General features: G+C 65.5%; 11 protein-coding genes. 3 read left to right on the top strand and 8 right to left on the bottom strand.

What is annotated here, in order from left to right; translation table 11 throughout:
- The first annotated feature begins 390 nt into the window (after positions 1-390).
- Complete coding sequence (locus FBF36_RS13765; protein ID WP_034490910.1) at positions 391-1,431, top strand: hypothetical protein; 1,041 nt, start codon at positions 391-393, stop codon at positions 1,429-1,431.
- Between the two features lie 762 nt (positions 1,432-2,193).
- On the opposite strand, the gene FBF36_RS01520 is transcribed toward FBF36_RS13765, so the two are convergent.
- The 8 genes from FBF36_RS01520 to FBF36_RS01485 all read right to left on the bottom strand — a co-directional run bounded on the left by FBF36_RS01520 (position 2,194) and on the right by FBF36_RS01485 (position 14,050).
- Positions 2,194-4,422 carry a DUF6571 family protein gene (locus tag FBF36_RS01520; protein WP_009393335.1) on the bottom strand — a complete coding sequence of 743 codons (2,229 nt, stop codon included), beginning with the start codon at positions 4,420-4,422 and terminating at the stop codon, positions 2,194-2,196.
- A 52-nt stretch (positions 4,423-4,474) separates the two neighbouring features.
- Positions 4,475-4,855, bottom strand: coding sequence for a hypothetical protein (locus FBF36_RS01515; protein WP_138137061.1), 381 nt, complete (start codon positions 4,853-4,855; stop codon positions 4,475-4,477).
- Between the two features lie 95 nt (positions 4,856-4,950).
- Entirely contained in the window at positions 4,951-6,177 is a 1,227-nt protein-coding gene (locus FBF36_RS01510; protein ID WP_225792425.1) for an ATP-binding protein, read from the bottom strand.
- A complete protein-coding gene (locus FBF36_RS01505; RefSeq protein ID WP_009397300.1) occupies positions 6,174-6,902 on the bottom strand; it encodes a response regulator transcription factor in 729 nt (242 codons plus the stop codon). The genes FBF36_RS01510 and FBF36_RS01505 overlap by 4 nt, the downstream gene beginning before the upstream one ends.
- 7 nt (positions 6,903-6,909) lie before the next feature.
- Positions 6,910-7,530, bottom strand: a complete 621-nt coding sequence (locus FBF36_RS01500) for a DUF3060 domain-containing protein (protein ID WP_009397299.1) — start codon at positions 7,528-7,530, stop codon at positions 6,910-6,912.
- Between the two features lie 347 nt (positions 7,531-7,877).
- Positions 7,878-10,844: a type I DNA topoisomerase gene (gene topA / locus FBF36_RS01495; RefSeq protein WP_009397298.1), complete on the bottom strand. Its 2,967-nt coding sequence runs from the start codon at positions 10,842-10,844 to the stop codon at positions 7,878-7,880.
- A gap of 349 nt (positions 10,845-11,193) precedes the next feature.
- Positions 11,194-12,528 (bottom strand): PAS domain-containing protein, encoded by a 1,335-nt coding sequence (locus FBF36_RS01490; RefSeq protein ID WP_009397296.1) that lies wholly within the window; start codon positions 12,526-12,528, stop codon positions 11,194-11,196.
- A gap of 169 nt (positions 12,529-12,697) precedes the next feature.
- Positions 12,698-14,050 (bottom strand): diguanylate cyclase, encoded by a 1,353-nt coding sequence (locus FBF36_RS01485; protein WP_009397295.1) that lies wholly within the window; start codon positions 14,048-14,050, stop codon positions 12,698-12,700.
- A gap of 295 nt (positions 14,051-14,345) precedes the next feature.
- Here FBF36_RS01485 and FBF36_RS01480 point away from each other — a divergent pair, with 295 nt between their 5' ends.
- Together FBF36_RS01480 and FBF36_RS01475 are read left to right on the top strand one after the other, a co-directional pair.
- Positions 14,346-15,092 (top strand): response regulator transcription factor, encoded by a 747-nt coding sequence (locus FBF36_RS01480; protein ID WP_009397293.1) that lies wholly within the window; start codon positions 14,346-14,348, stop codon positions 15,090-15,092.
- A gap of 43 nt (positions 15,093-15,135) precedes the next feature.
- Complete coding sequence (locus tag FBF36_RS01475) at positions 15,136-16,785, top strand: sensor histidine kinase (RefSeq protein WP_138137059.1); 1,650 nt, start codon at positions 15,136-15,138, stop codon at positions 16,783-16,785.
- Positions 16,786-16,795 lie beyond the last annotated feature (10 nt).

The following is a 16,795-nucleotide window of genomic DNA, read 5'->3' as shown; positions in this document are numbered from 1 at the left end:
CTTCGCCTACGAAAGGGCGACCTGGCGCCTATGGTTCAGAAACGAGGGCCTCGACACCATGGACACCGTCGCGACAGGCCAGCTGTTGACGGAAATTAAACATAACGCCGCTAAGACGAACGGCCAACTATCACGACCTCCAGTGAGAATATCGGTGAGTGAGGTGAGCGCCTCCGAAGACGGAAATGGTTACGCTATCGCAGCATGTCTTGATAAGACACAGATGACCACTGTTGACGCCCAAGGGAACGACAACACCAACCCCAAAATCCAAATCTACAAACCAATCATTGCATTTATGACACAGGGGACCGACGGCACGTGGAGAGCTAGCCAAGAAGATAGCGGTACTCCCAACACCTGTTCGGTGAACTAGTGAGAGGACTTCCGATGCGCAGGCAAGCTCTAGCAATGGGATCCGCATTTCTGCTACTGATATCCGGTCTAGCAGCAGCACCAACTGCACACGCCGAGAAGGACGGCAGCGCGACAGGAGGCAGTCAGGTGGCCGCCTCCTCGACCCAGAGTGCGGGCGGCGGGGAGATCTCTGTCAGCATCACCGAGCAGTACACAACAGCCTCATCCGGAGGCGGTGGAGGCGAAACGGTCTCGTCGTCGACGTCCATAAGCGTCAAGCCCTCCTGCTACTACGAGAAGCAAGAAGATCAATCGCAGGTAGGCAGAGACGCTTGGGATCTCCAGGACCAAGGCACGAAGAACAAAGAGGACGAAGTCGAAAAGGTATATTCTGGCTACAAGCGATCAAAGGAAGACATGCAACCGGGAACCTGGTGGCGAGTAAAATGCAATGAGGATGCCTTTGAGAACCTGGCGGCCATGCAAGCAGCTCGCAACCGCATGACCCCCAATGGAGCAACCTATCTGTGGATCCCGGACAGCGAAAACGGTGGGAAGCCGCCGGCGCCCTATATCTCCGGGCGCGCGCTCGCGACTGCGGCGTGGAAGGCGGTGAAGATTCCGCAACCGACCATTGAGACCAACCCCAAGGTCGGTTCTCAGGGCGCCACCCTGGTCGGGATGGACACCTGGGTGTGGGCCACGGGCAACACCTCGCGCTCGGTGACCGTCACCGCTTCCGCAGGGGCCACGTCGGCGACAGTCACGGCAGCCTCGGCCGGTCTCCAGCTCTCCGCCCCCGACGGGAAGCCCTCATGTCAGGGTTTCGGGGTCGCCTGGCACTCGGGAATGCCTGAGGGGTCGAGCCCCTGCACCATCTCCTTCAACCGCAGCTCGGCGCACCTGGGCGGCACGACCCCGCTGACGGTGTCCGTGGCCTACTCGGCCACCTACACCGCCACCGACGGCTCCGGCGGCGACCTGCCCGCAGTCACCGCCACCAACACCATCAACCTGCCTGTCGCCGAGGTCCAGACCCTCACCACCAACAGCAAGAACCCCCGCCAGAACTGAATCCACCCACGCAGCAGGGACGACATCGCGGGCACGCCCCACCACGCGCAGCAGACACGACGCTTTCGCCTATGGCACCTCCGTGCGCCTCAGAGTTGGCCCGTTAGCAACTGGTGGAATGGCAGGGATCATTTCCCGAACCAAAGCCTTCATCCCTTCGAGCGACTTCGGTCCATACGTGTGTCCTGAAAAGTGGTTGTACACGAGCTCCACCTGAAGTGCATGGTTATCCGGGTACAGCCAGGCGACAGAGATCCCATCGTCATGCGCCCACATGTAGCCTCGTCCTTCGATATCATCAAGGACCAGCCGATCGTGCCCCTCAGCTTCGATATCACTGAACAAGTGCCCACTATCCACACTCAGGAGACCACCTGGAGCATATGCGATAAGTAGCGAAGACGGGTTATCGTCACCGCTCTCGTGCCCAGTGATCGTACAGTAGAAAGCACTCTCTTGCGGTACCTTGGTCGGGTCAGTGGAATCATTACTGTGACGGTACACATACTCTTCAGAATGGAAGGACAGCCCCTCTAGCAGCAATCGATTCGAGACCACTTCACATAGGGTGTCATCTGCAGAAAACACAGCGCTATCAGAAGGAGTACTGGAGTCCCCTCCCCCCTTGCTATCACCCCGGACGCATGAGGTGACCCCCGAGAACAGGAAGACAGCGGCAACTGCACAACTCAAGCCCATGAACGAACGTCGCATACGCCCCACCTTTGAATCTACCTCAATAGCATCCACTAACCAAACCACTTAGTTTGTTCTCGGAGCCGCAGCGGCCTTACCTCCTGCAACTTGATGTTCAGCATCAACCTGGCCATCGGCAACAGATGACTCCACTCCGTTCAAGGGCCTCAAGTTATTGTCACCCGCAACTCCGTTATTCTTCCACTCTAACATTTCTGCTACCTGCTCATTGCTAAGAGAGTTCGCATCAATCGACGGACGCCCATTGGCGTCCTCACGATACCATCCCGTTTTATTATGCTCAGGCGATGGCTTCACGCCTTCCCCTGAAGCCATCTCATGATTAAGAACAATTGCGTACCCTTGAGCTTTGCGACGGTTGTAAGAGTTCTCGGCCGAATTAGTTGTATCAACCTCGGGGGAACCCAGCTGTTTCAATATAAAATCAGTTGTCATCGGTTGCGTGATGTTCGATGCGATAGAGTACGCAGCTGGAGCCCCTGTTCCTGCACTTGCCGCACTGATCATCAAACCGATCGCAGTGTTCGCAACGGCCATCGAAGTACCAACAGTTTTATTTCGCTGTTCTTCTATCTTAGCTGCATCAGCCTTATTCTTTTTGATGTCATCATCAAAACGCATGTTAGAAAGCTGCTCCAAGTATGCCGTCGTTGCTGCACTCTGCTGATACTTGTTTTTAAAGTCTTCCTCTCCAGATCCATTCTTAGCGGCGCTAGCGGCAGCCTCAATTCGTTCTCCGTGATATTTTCCAGCAGCAACAGACACTGTCGCCATGGCATCCGAATTGTTCCCGAACCTGTATACAAGAGTCGAAATATCTTTGGCGTCAACTCCCCATTTGTTAAGACCCGGCCCATCCCCGGACCCTGAGTATGAACTGCCGGAACTCGCTGCCGCCAGCTCTTCAGGAGAGTTGGCAACAACGGTAGCCACATTCTTCTGCATCGCTTCCGAAAACTTCTCTTTAGGCCATTTATCGCTAGCGAAATACTTCATCCCTTTTGCGGCTGCATACGTTGCCCGTGCATCGTTTTCAGCGTTGGGGTGATCAGCGTCGGGATTCCTGAACGATGAGGCTTGAGCAAGTGCGGCCGAAAAATTTTCGATCGGACGTGCGCCTTTTCGCTTGGAAAACTTCGGAACCGGAATGGCGTCCCAGTCACGAGAGGTGAGCTTTTCCCATCGATGCTGAGTGTCCTTGTCTGGATTCCAATTTCCATCCTTATCGACTGACCCTTTTCCACTAAGATAAGCCAGAGAAAGGTCTTTATCCTTGGCCATGAGCTCCATAACACCAGCAAGCGGATCTGTTGAATACTCGGTAGACAAGTATGTAGATCCGGAAGAAATGGTCTTTGGATCGACTTCCTCAAGGACGTCCGCTGCATTAAGAATAAAATCGGAACCAAACTTAGTCCCAGTCGTTGTCACAAGCGCGTTGAACGCTGCTGCATCATTCGGAGATTTTGAAGCATAGATCTCTGCTCCGAATTCTTTTCCTAACTGCTCCCCGCCAACACTGGGCTGCGAGGCCCCGCCCAGGAGGTGTCCGAGGGTGTCTGTCATGCGTTGGATTTTGTTGGGGTCTCTCGCGAACGTCTGATTAGCGTTGTTGACCAGGTTGAGGTAGGCTCGTGCACCTCCGACAGACTTAACAAATGAGGCTCCGTACGCAGGGACATCTTGATGCTTTTCTATTTCCGCTCTGAGTTTCTCGGCTTTCTCCGCGTCACCAGAGTTTACCGCCGTTTGAAGTTCCTGCGCTTGCTTTTTTGCGCTGGCGGCGGCTTGCGTATTGTATGTCCTAACGTTAGAAGCGGTATCCATGCTGGCCCAATAGGCCGCAGTGTCGGTTGTTCCCTCAGGAGGGTCAGGCAGGTAGTAAGAGTAAGTTCCATCGGGATTCTTGTTATCAATCCCGTTAGAATTGAGGTTCACGACCTCTGTCCTACGAGCATTCAGCTCAGTGGCCAAACCAATGATGGCGGAAGCGCATCCGTCCAGTGTCGATGATGACCCATCTCCCCCCAATGAATCAGGTTGAGTTGAGGACCCATCGGGAGAAGAAGGGCCCGCGCTTCCGGAATTACCGCCAGAAGCGCCAGGAGTCCCACCGTGAGCGCGCGCAGCCTCCTCCACCGTGCCTACGGGGTGAGAGTTATTCTCACTAGATTTGTAGATCTTAGACCTTTGAGAGGCAACAAACGCGCCATACTCATTCAGGCGACTCTCCTGGGTCTTAGCTTTTTCGGGATCAATTTTGAAGAATGCCATGATTCACAATATTCCGTAATTCAGTTTTTCAGTGGACACCAATTGCAGTGGACTAGAATATTTTCCAGTTCGCTTCTGTTGAATGCTCGTTCGGATCAACCTTTTTCCCCGGATCCAGCTCCTGCTGTGACGCCGCAGAACCAAGGTCATTAATGATCGTAGCCATAACTCCAGAATCAGAATCAACAGAGTTGACGGCCGCGGTCATCTTTGCAGACAATGTCTCCGCCACCGGAGAGTCCCATATCCCATCAAGCCCCGATTTCAAGGTCTCAACAGAGCCCCCTGATGCCGGCGACCATCCACGAAGATTGGTTTGCGAGGTCCTCGCCGTAGAAAGAATATTATTAATGGCAATCAACTTCTTATTGTCGACCTTCCCATCATCTGACTTGCCATCTTTCGAATCGGCAGGAGGGGGATTCTCGCTCATCGAGGCTCCTTGGGTTCGCTACGATCATCCATTCTCAAGTCACTTTACCGCAACCCCCACAGATCCGCCCGCGTATGCTGAGGCTCGGATCCAGCTCAGGAGGCCGCCGGCGGCCCCGCCACGGGCAGGCTCAGCCAGACCCGGGTCCCCACGCCCTCACGGGAGGCCATGCGCACACTGCCGCCGTGGCGGCGCACGATCGTGGAGACCAGCGCGAGCCCCAGCCCCGAGCCCGGCAGGCCCCTGGCGTTACCGGCACGGGCCAGCTCACTCCACACCGCTGGCAGGTCCGCCTGCGGCACCCCGATCCCGGTGTCGGCCACCTCGATGGTGACGAGGCCGGACTCCTCCCGACCGCGCACCTCCACGGTCCCGCCGGGCTGGGTGTACTTCGAGGCGTTGGAGATGACGTTGTAAACGGCCGAGTACAGCAGATCGCCGTCGCCGCGCACATGCGACAACGGCCACGGCACCTGCGGCAGATCCAGACGGATCTTGGGGCCGCCGCCACGCGCCGCCCCCTCCTCGCCGACCGCCTGGGCGGCGTCGTAGACGGTCTCGGCGATATCGACGTCCTCCAGTGAGAGCGCAGCCGTCTCCAGGTCGGCCAGCTTGCGCAGGTCCGTCACCAAACGCCCCATGCGGCGGGCCTGGGCGTCGACGACGTCGACCCGGGCCTGCAGCTCGTGGGGTGGGGCCTGCGGCAGGTCGGCGACGGCGGCCCGCACCGCCGTCAGCGGGTTCTTCAGCTCGTGGTCCAGCCGGCGCAGGAACTGCTGGTGACGGGACCACGCCTCCTCCTGGGCCTGAACTCGCCCCTGCTGCTCCGCCTGGTGCAGCCTGCGGCGGATCACGGTCGCGGCCAGGGCGAGCAGCAGCAGAACGATCCCGATCTCCGCCACCACCAGCGGCACCGCCGTCGAGACAACCAGCGGGGCCAGCCCAAGGACCGCGTAGGAGACCACCGCCGCGACGGCCACGACCAACACCGCCAGCGCCCATCCGATCCAGGCGGCTCGCCGGGGCTTCTCGGTGGTGGGGTCCAGAGGTGTCAGGGCGGCTTCGGCAGCGGCCCCGGCCAAGGGCTCGACGGGTTGAGCAGCGGCCACCGGCTGCCGCTTGTCCGCCGGCTGGCCCGCCAACGGGTGGCTGGGCGGTTGCACAGCCTGCGCTGCCTGCACTGCGGGCCGGGTGACCGGCATGGTGCGCGGCCCACCCATGTCCACCGCCGGCTCCAGGTACCTGGTGCGCCCGTCCTGCGCGGGCGCCGCGCGCGGCGGGACCGAGGGCGGCAGCTGCGGCGGCATCGGCGGTCGGCTCATGCCCGGACCTCGGCCCGGAAGCGGTAACCGACGGAGGGGACCGTCTCGATGTAGGTAGGGTGGGCGGCGTCGTCGCCCAGGGCCTGGCGGATCTCACGGACACGGTGGTCGACGGCGCGCGTTGAGGTGGCGAAGTCGATGCCCCACAAGGAGGCCAGCAGCTCCTCGCGCGCGTGGAGCTCGCCGGGATGGCTCATGAGGTAGTCCAGGAGCATCGTGGCCTTCGGGGTGAGCGTCACCTCGCGCCCCGCCAGGGTCACTCGCCGCGAGGTCCGCTCCAGGACGAGTTCCCCAGCCATGAGCCGGGGGGCGGAGGTCAGTGGCTGGGCCACACCACGGGTGCGGCGCAGCACCGCGCGGATCCGGGAGGCGAGCTCGGCGGGGTCGAAGGGCTTGGACAGGTAGTCGTCGGCGCCGTCGTCCAGGGCCGAGACCCGCTCGTAGGAGGCGTCCACCTGGGTGAGCAGGATGATGGGGGTCCAGGCCCCAGCGGCCCGGACCCGCCGCACCAGCTCCCGCCCGTCCATCCTGGGCATGAGGACGTCGGAGACGATGATGTCCACCTGGTAGGACGCCAGGAGGTCCAGGGCCTCCGCCCCGTCCGAGGCGAGCAGGACCCGGTACCCGCCGCGCTCCAGGTAAGGACCCAGGGAGCGGCGGATGGGGGCCTCGTCATCGACGAGCAGGACAGTGGCGGAGGGAACCGGTGCGGCAGTCTGAGTCACGGCAGTCTCACTGGTTGAGCTTCCCGATGGTGTTGCCCGATCCCAGGTCCTGGTGCTCGGGGTCGTCGCCCAGCCAGCGGACGGTGACGCCCGAGCCCTGGATGGTGAGGTGGTCGATGTCGCGGGCGTAGACGGTGACGTTGGAGCCCTGAACGGTGAGGGTGTCGACGTCCTCGGCGGCGATCTTGACGTCGGAGCCCTGGACCGTCAGGGAGTTGAGGTCACCCACCAGGTTGAAAGTGCCTGTGGAGTCCTGAACGACGTAGTCGCCAGAGACCTCGGTGCGCTGCCCCTTGCTCTGGATGTCCTTCCAGGTGGGATCCGTGATGGGGGCGTCGTCGCCATCCTTGTCATCGTCGTGGTCGCCGGTCTTGTTGGTGGAGGCTGCGGTGGCCTGAGCCGAGCCACCGGAGGAGGGCTGGGAGCTGGTCGTCGCGGCCCCCTGGGTAGAGGTCTTGGTCGAGCCCTTGGAGTCAGCGCTCTGAGAGTCCTTCTGCTCGGACTGGGCGGCGGCCGGGGATGCGGAGTCACCGGAGCCGGAACCGTTGACGGACAAGGAGCAGGCCCCCAGGCTCAAGGACAGGGCCATGGCCGCGGTAACGGCGAGAACGATCGTAGGCAGTCGCATGATGGGTTCCTCTCAGGAATCAAGCGGGGAGTTGTACAAAAAATACAATACCGGCCGGTTGTCCCCTCCTCGTCGCAGTGCTGTCGCAGAACTGCGACACGGGCCGCAGGGAGGATCACGGACCACTGCGCCCGGACGTTCGGGAGTGCTCTGCGCCGGCGGGGACCCTTGTGTGCGGCCGGGGACATCCGACGCCGTCGGGGACAGGAATCCGGTCCCCGGCCGCGTGGACCGTCCCCGGCCGGAGGAAGACGCACCCCGGCACCTGGAATGCCCCCAGCCAAGACCGACGGCGGCGGCCAGCGGCTCGCACCAACGCCAGAGGCTTACACCGCCACCGCGGCCTCTCAGTCCTCCTTCGAGGCGGCCGCCTTGCTCGCCGCCGTCTTGGCGGTGGTCTTCTTGGTGGCGGTGGCCTTCTTCGCCGTCGTCTTCTTGGCCGCGCTCTTGCGCGTGGTGGTCTTGCGCGTGGTGCGCTTCTTGGCCGGGCCCTTGGCGCGCTTCTCCGCGAGCAGCTCGAAGGCCCGCTCAGCGGTGATGGTGGCCGGGTCCTCGCTGCGGGGCACGGTGACGTTGGTCTGCCCGTCGGTGATGTAGGGGCCGAAACGACCGTCCTTAATGACCACCGGCTTGTCAGTGGCCGGGTCCTTCCCCAGCTCTCGCAGCGGCCCGCGAGCGGCCGCCTGCCCTCGACGCCGCTTGGGCTGGGCGAAGATCTCCAGGGCCTGCTCCAGGGTCACGGTGAAGATCTGCTCCTCGGTCTCCAGGGAGCGCGAGTCCGTGCCCTTCTTGAGGTAGGGCCCGTAGCGGCCGTTCTGGGCGGTGATGTCCTCCCCCGACTCCGGGTCCTGCCCGACGACGCGCGGCAGGCTCAGCAGGTCCAGGGCCTGCTCCAGGGTCACGGTGGACAGGTCCATGGAGCGCAGGAGACTGGCGGTGCGGGGCTTGGGCTTGGCGGTCTTCTTCGCCTTCTTCGTCTTCGTGGACTTCGCCGTCTTCGCAGTCTTCGTCACCGCTTGCCCGGCCTCAGTGGCTGCGGCGGCCGAGTCTGAGGCCTCCGCCCCGGCCGTCTCCTCCGGGTCGGGCAGGACCTCGGTGACGTAGGGGCCGTAGCGGCCGTCCTTGGCGATGATGACGTGCCCGCTGATTGGGTCGACGCCGAGCTCGCGGCCGTCGTCGGCGGCGCGGGTGAAGAGCTCGCGGGCCTTGTCCACGGTCAGCTCGTCGGGGGCGAGGTCGGCCGGCACGTTGGCGCGCTTGCCCTCGGCATCCTCCAGGTAGGGGCCGTAGCGCCCCACCCGCAGGGTGATGCCCTCACCGATCTCGATGGAGTTGACGGCGCGGGCGTCGATCTCACCGAGGTTGTCCACCAGGCCCTTGAGCCCCTGGGCTCGCAGCGCGGCGGCCGCGGCATCGAGATCGCCCGAGGCGGCGGCCTGGGCGACCTCCGGGGCGACCTCGCCGCCCTGACCGTTGTAGAAGCGCCGCAGCCAAGCGACCCGGTCCTCCTCACCGGCGGCGATCCGGTCGAGGTCGCGCTCCATGGAGGCGGTGAAGTCGTAGTCGACGAGCTCGGCGAAGCTCTCCTCCAGCAGCCGGGTGACGGCGAAGGCGAGCCAGGTGGGCACCAGGGCCTGGCCGCGGTGGTCGACGTAGCCGCGGTCGGAGATGGTGGACATGGTGGCCGCATACGTCGAGGGGCGGCCGATCTCGCGCTCCTCGAGGGCCTTGACCAGGGAGGCCTCGGTGTAGCGCGGCGGCGGCGTGGTCTCGTGGCCGGCGGCCTCGGCAGCGAGGGGGGCCAGCTCCTGTCCGGAGATCATCGCGGGCAGGCGCACGTCCTTGGAGTCCTTGGCGGTGGCGCCGGAGTCGTCCTGGTAGCGCTCGGCATCGCGCCCCTCCTCGTAGGCGGCCAGGAAGCCGCGGAAGGTGATGACGGTGCCTGACGCCGTCAGGCCGGCCGTGGAGAAGGTGGGGCCGGAGTCGCGCGACTCGCCGGCCACCGGCGTCAGCGGCACCTCGACGGTCACTGTGGCGGTCGAGCCGACGGCGTCGGACATCTGGGAGGCCACGGTCCGCTTCCAGATGAGCTCGTAGAGGCGGAACTGGGCGCCGGTGAGCTCGCCGGAGACCTGGGCCGGGGTGCGGAAGTGGTCGCCGGCGGGGCGGATCGCCTCGTGGGCCTCCTGAGCGCCCTTGGACTTGGAGGCGTAGACGCGGGGGCGCTCGGGGACGTACTCGGCCCCGTAGAGCTCGGCCACCTGCGAGCGGGCCGCGGCCACGGCCTGGCCGGACAGGACCGTGGAGTCGGTGCGCATGTAGGTGATGAAGCCGTTCTCGTAGAGGCCCTGCGCCACACGCATGGTCTCGCGCGGGTTCATGCGCAACTTGCGGGAGGCCTCCTGCTGGAGGGTGGAGGTGGTGAAGGGCGCGGCCGGGCGGCGCTTGTAGGGCTTGTCCTCCACGCCGGCCACGCGCGGCTCTCCCCGACCGATGCCCTCGGCCACGGCAGCGGCCCCCACCTGGTGGAGGTGGACGACGGAGGCCTTGAGCGCGGCGGGGCGCAGCTGACCGTCGTCGTTGAAGTCGCGGCCGGTGGCCACGCGCCGCCCGTCGAGGGTGACGAGCCGGGCGGTGAAGGAGGCGTCCTGGCGGGCGGTGACGTCCACGGCGGACAGGACGGTGGAGAAGATGGCCTCCACCCCCCAGTAGGAGGCGGAGCGGAAGGCCATGCGCTCGCGCTCGCGCTCGACGACGAGGCGGGTGGCCACCGACTGGACTCTCCCGGCGGACAGGCCGGCGCGGACCTTGCGCCACAGGACCGGGCTGACCTCGTAGCCCACGAGGCGGTCCAGGATGCGACGGGTCTCCTGGGCGTCGACGAGGTGGATGTCCAGCTCGCGGGTGTTGTCCAGGGCCCGGGTGACGGCCTCGCGGGTGATCTCGGTGAAGACCATGCGGCGCACCGGCACCTTGGGCTTGAGGACCTGCTGCAGGTGCCAGGCGATGGCCTCGCCCTCGCGGTCGTCGTCGGTGGCCAGGTAGAGCTCGTCGGCCTCCTTGAGGGCCTTCTTGAGCTGGGCGACCGTCTTCTTCTTGTCGGGGTTGACGACGTAGTAGGGGGTGAAGTCGTCCTCGACGTCGACCGCGAACTTCCCGTACGGTCCCTTCTTCATGGTGGCGGGCAGCTCGGAGGGCTGCGGCAGGTCGCGGATGTGCCCCACGGAGGCCTCGACGTCGAACTCCGGACCCAGGTAGCCGGCGATGGAGCGCACCTTGTTGGGGGACTCCACGATGACGAGCTTGGTGGACACGTAAAGCCTTCCTCAGGGGTGGTGCGCGGCTGGCCGCGGCTGGTGGGTCTGCGGGTGGTTCACATCGTCTGCAGGTCCCGGCGGTCTCCTCTGGATCGTGACGATCCGGGCGGTCCGGGCCCTCGACGAAGGGGACGGCGGGGAGTCGGCTCGTGCCGGCTCTCAGCCGACTGTAACGCACCACCCACCTTTTCCAACCCGGCAGTGTCTGGAGAAACGACTTTCGTCTCGACGAGATCACCCGCCGGCGCACGGCTCTCAGCGGGCGGCCGTCCAGCATCGCGCCCCGCCACGACCCTCGTCCCCCACGCAGGTTCCCGAAGATCGTCGGCTGAGTCTCGAACGGGGCTCAGATGAGCTCGGCCAGGGCGCTGCGCACGGCGGCCAGGCGCTGAGCGGCGATGTTCTCGTCGTAAGGCAGGTGCAGTCCGCGGCACTCAGCGGCCAGCTCGGCCAAGGAGCGGACCTCGGGGAAGCCGCGCGAGGCGAGCTGGGCGACCTCATCAACGACCGGCGAGCCCGAGGAGCCGGCTCCGCCACCACGCAGGTCAACCCACTGGCCCAGGCGCCGGGCCGCGCGGTCCAGGCTGGAGGTGACCGTGTGCAGGGCGTCGTTGAGCTGAGCGACCTGCGTGCTCACGGCCCGCAGCACGGGGTCCAGTCCGCGGAAGCCGGACTCGAGCGCCTCGCACAGGTCCGTCAGGGAGTGCACGGCGTCCACCTCGCTGCCGTCGAGGATGGACTGGGCGAAGCGCCCCACCATGAGGGTGAGCAGGCGCATGAGGGCCACGGAGAAGCGCAGCTCGGTGACCGACTGGTGCAGGACCTGCAGGCGCGAGGGCAGTCCGGTCAGCTCCGATCCCGCGGCCCCTGTGAGCTCGGCGATGCGCTCGGCGAGCATCTGCGTCTTGGTCTGGGCGCTGTTGCCGGCGTCGTGGGAGACCAGCTGACCGATGCGACCCACCCGCGCCTCCACCGTCCGAGCGGAGTCGTGAGTGGCCTCCATGGTGGTGATGAGGCGCAGGTACTCGTCGAGCTCGAAGACCAGGGCGTTGGTGTCCTTCTCCATGGCGGCCACCGTGTTGAGGATCCGGGCCACGGCACCCAGGCTCTCGGGAGCGGCCGCCGGGACGCGCACCCCGGAGTTGACCAGGGCGGCCACCTCACGCGGCAGGGTCGCCAGCGTCATGTCGTGCAGCGAGGAGAAGCCCAGGGCCGTCAGCTCCGCGGCCAGCTCGCGACCGCCGAACTCGCCGAGCTGGTGGCGCGAGGCGCCCCGGGCCTCGAGATCGCGCTCCTTGCCACGCACCCGACGGTAGGCCTCCTCGACCTTGTTCCGGGTCACGGTGTCCATCGGTTTGATCCGCACTGAGAGGTACCCCTGACGCAGCGGCACGATCGTGGCGAAGACCCGGTAGTCCAGACCGTCCACCGCACGGTTGGTGATGTAGCCGCAGGCCGGACGCTGGGACTTCAGATCATCCCAGATGAGGCGGTAGAGGCCGGACGGCATGTCCAGGTGACGAATGATGTTGTGCGGAGACCCGATGAGACGATCACGCGAGTAGCGCGAGAGCGTATCGAATGTCCTGTTGGTGTTCTGAATAACACCTTTCAGGTCCGTGGTGGAAAAGAAGACGTCCTGTGGATCGAACAAGCGCTCGTACCCGACCTGCGACTCCATGGGTGCTCTCCTTCATGGTAGATGGTTCGCGGGAGCACCTCGTCGAGGACCATTTCCTTAGCTCCTCGCACAGTGCCGGAAGAACCTTAATGACACGCGCGGGCCCGCGGAAGACTATTTATGACATTGTCACCAATGAGGTGGAATCTATATTGTGGATTATCACCAACTACTCCCCCAGGCGGCTCAGACTCTCGCGGACCGTCGTCACCCGCTCACGAATGACGGACTCATCCAGGGTCACGACGACGCCTCGGGCCTTGGCGGCCAGCTCGGCCAGCGAGGCCGTCTCCGGGAAGCCCTGCTCACCCACGTCGATGGCCTCCTGCAGGGCGGCCTCGGCGTCGACGCCGTCGACCAGGGCCTGAACTCCCTCGTCCTGGAGGGCGCGGATCCAGCGCTGGAAGGGTCGCTTGACGCGGTCGAGGTTGCTGACCACGGTGCGCAGATCGCTCTCCAGGCGCTCGGCCAGGTTCGCGGCCTCCTGGCAGGAGGGCACGAGCTCCTCCAGGTCGGAGAGCATCGCCTCGGCGAGGTCGCCGATGGCGTCGGCGGACTCCACCTCCTGACCGTCCAGGACGGCGGCGGCGAAGATGCCGGCCATGAGGGTGTGAAGACGCATCATCGAGCTGCGGAAGCGCACCTCGGAGGCCGCCTCGTAGAGCGCCACCAGGGATGAGTTGAGCTGGCGGAGCACCTCGACGGCCTGAGCCCCGCGCTCCTTGACGCGCTCGGAGACGGTGGGGACGGAGGACTCGCCGTCGGGACTGGTCACCTCCCCCATGAGGGAGCCCACGCGGTTGGCCCGGTTAATGACCGAGCGCACCCCACCGGCCCAGGAGCCCAGGCCGTTGATGAGCTCCTGGTACTCGCCGAGCTGGTAGATGAGCTCGTCGGTGTCCCGTTCGATCGCCGCGACGGCTTGCAGGACAGCGAACATGGGGTTGTCGGACTCGGCTCGCGGCGGCACCCGGACGCCCTCGACGACCAGGAGCGCCAGCTCGCGCGGAAGCGCGGCCCGGGCGAAGTTGTGCAGGTCGTGGTACTGGAGCTTCGCCAGCTCCTCGGTCATCAGCGCCGCGCCGTGCTCGGCGACCTCCCGGCGCCCGTGGCCCTCCTCGGCGTAGGCGCGCTCGGCGGCCCGTACCCGGGCGTAGATCTCCTTGACCGGGGTGAACATGGCGTGGTTGGTCGGACGCACGCGCACCGACAGGTAGCCGTCGGACAGGGGGGCGATCGTGGCGAAGACCCAGTAGTCCAGGTCGTCCTTGGCCCGGTTGAGCACGTAGACGCACGACGAGCGCCCCTGTGCCAGCTCATCCCACATGAGCTTGAAGGCACCGGCGGGCATATCGTCGTGCCGGATGATGTTGTGCGGAGAGCCGACGAGCTCGTCGGGGCTGTAACGGGACAGCGAATCGAATACCCGGTTCGTCCTGCGAATGACGCCCTTGGTATCCGTCGTTGAGAAGAACAGGTCCTCGGCACCGAAGCGGCGCTCGTTGCCATCGACGTATTCCATGACTCTCCTGCTGTTGCTGTATGAGGGAAACGAGGTCGGCGCCGGCTCACCGACGGCGACACCCCCTGGACGAGGGGACGGCTGAGATACCCCTGGGCCGCTCTCTATGGGGCTACGCTACGAAGTAACGTCCTAGTGCATGCGGATGTGGAGATCAACAACCAAGACGCATGACCGCATAAGCATGTCACAGCACACGCGTCACTGTGTCACCGTTGGGTCTCAGATCGGTAACACAGTCGAGACACAGGTTGCGCTGTGGTCGAGCACAGCGCCTTCCTGTTGAATAGACGACGTGACTAACGCCCCCACCGAGAACCTCACCCGCGCCGACGGCTCCCCCCTGCGCGTCCTGGTCGTCGACGACGAGCAGATGCTCGCCGACCTGCTCGCCTCCGCCCTGCGTTACGAGGGCTGGGAGGTCACGACCGCCGGCACCGGGATCGCAGCCGTCCGATCCGCCCAGGAGATCGACCCCGACGTCATCGTCCTGGACATCATGCTGCCCGACTTCGACGGCCTGGAGGTCATGCGCCGGGTGCGTGGCCACCTCCCGAACGTTCCGGTCCTGTTCCTGACGGCCAAGGACGCCGTCGAGGACCGCGTGGCCGGCCTGACCGCCGGCGGCGACGACTACGTCACCAAGCCCTTCTCCCTGGAGGAGGTCGTGGCCCGACTGCGTGCCCTGCTGCGCCGCTCGGGGGCCAGCGAGGAGAAGCCCGCCTCCCTGCTGGAGGTCGGGGACCTGCGCATGGACGAGGACTCCCACGAGGTCTGGCGCGGTGACGACGAGATCCAGCTGACCGCCACCGAGTTCGAGCTGCTGCGCTACCTCATGCGCAACCCCCGCCGGGTTCTGTCCAAGCCGCAGATCCTGGACCGTGTGTGGAACTACGACTTCGGCGGGCAGGCCAATATCGTCGAGCTCTACATCTCCTACCTGCGCCGCAAGATCGACAAGGGCCGCGAGCCCATGATCCACACGATGCGCGGCGTCGGATACGTCCTCAAGCCGGTGGCCGGCACGGACGAGCGCTCCTGAGCACCCGCAGATGTCCCAGCAACCGGCACCGACCAGGCAGCGGATGAGCCTGCGCTCGTGGGGGCCCGGCTCGCTCCTCACGCCTCCTCGCAGCCTGCGCACCCGGCTGGTGGTCGGAGTGCTCGGGCTGGTCCTGGTCATGGCGGCAGTCATGAGCTCCTTCTCCACCGTCAGCCTGCGCCACACCCTCATGGCGCGGACGGACAGTCAGCTGATGGCGGCCGCTCAGCGTGCCGCCGACAAGCGCCACGACCTGACGCAGGAGGCCAGGAAGGCCTCCGATGAGGCGGTCCAGGAGGGCACGGAGAAACCGGGAGGCCAGCCCGACGGGGCGGGCGGGGCCGACGGCGACCCCGGCAAGCAGGGGGTCCCTCCAGGTCTTGACGCCGCCGGGCAGTCGACCGGCACGCTGACGCTCATCACGGCGCAGACGTCGGCCTCCAGCAGCGAGGCCGCCGCCTACATCGACAAGGACGGCCACTACGCGGCCATCTCCAAGGAGGACTGCCGGCTGCTGCTGTCCAAGGCCACCGAGGACCACCCCGTCACCGTCCACCTGCACCATTTGGGCACCTACCGGGTGGTGGCCACGCGTGACGAGGCCTCGGGCAGCACGGTCATCACCGGGCTCTCCCTGGAGGGGGACAAGGGGCTCATCCGCACCCAGCTGCTCATCGAGCTGGCGGTGGCCCTGGTGGGCGCCCTCGTGGTGGCCCTGGCTGGGCGGACCATGGTGCGTTCCGCGCTGGCGCCGCTGGAGCGGGTGGCCCGCACTGCGCACCGCGTGGCCTCTCAGCCGCTGGAGCGCGGCGAGGTGAGCATCGAGGACCGCGTGGAGAAGGCGGACCTGGACTCCTCGGCCGAGGTCGGGCAGGTCGGCGGCGCCCTCAACACGCTGCTGGGGCACGTGGAGTCCGCTCTGACCGCGCGCCAGCGCTCGGAGACGCAGGTGCGTCAGTTCGTCGCTGACGCCTCCCACGAGCTGCGCACACCGCTGGCCTCGATCCGCGGCTACACCGAGCTCATCCGCCGGGAGGGGGCCGATGCCGACCTTCCGGAGGAGGCCACCTACGCCCTGGAGCGCGTGCACTCCGAGTCGGTGCGGATGACGGCGCTCGTCGAGGACCTGCTGCTGCTGGCCCGCCTGGACGCCGGGCGCGAGCTGCGCCGCGAGGAGGTGGACCTGGTCGGTCTCCTGGTGGACACGGTGGCCGACGCCCGTGCGGCCGGCCCCGACCACGACTGGCGGCTGGACCTGGCCGTCCTGGAGCCGCCGGCCGACGCCACGGCGGACGAGGCCGAGGACTTCCTGCCCGAGCCGCCACTGGTCATCGGCGACGAGGCCCGCCTGCGTCAGGTCATTGTCAACCTTCTGGCCAACGCCCGGGTCCATACCCCCGCCGGCAGCCATGTGACCGCGACGCTGGCGCGCGAGCGCGACACGCTCATCGTGCGCATCCACGACGACGGCCCGGGGATCGCCCCGGACGTGCGCGACCGTCTCTTCGAGCGCTTCGCCCGGGGGGACTCCTCGCGTGAGCGGCGTACCGGCTCGACGGGCCTGGGCATGTCGATCGCGCTGGCCATCGTCCAGTCCCACGGAGGCAGCATCGACGTCGACTCCTCCACCGCGCCCGAGGACCACGGGACCACCTTCACCGTCAGGCTCCCGGCCGCCGCCGTCGAGGAGTAGGGGCCGGATA

Source organism: Actinomyces sp. oral taxon 171 str. F0337, assembly GCF_005696555.1.
In the GTDB taxonomy this organism is placed as follows: Bacteria; Actinomycetota; Actinomycetes; order Actinomycetales; family Actinomycetaceae; genus Actinomyces; species Actinomyces oris_E.
Note: the sequence above shows the minus strand (reverse complement) of the source record. Positions and strands in the feature narration are given on the sequence as shown.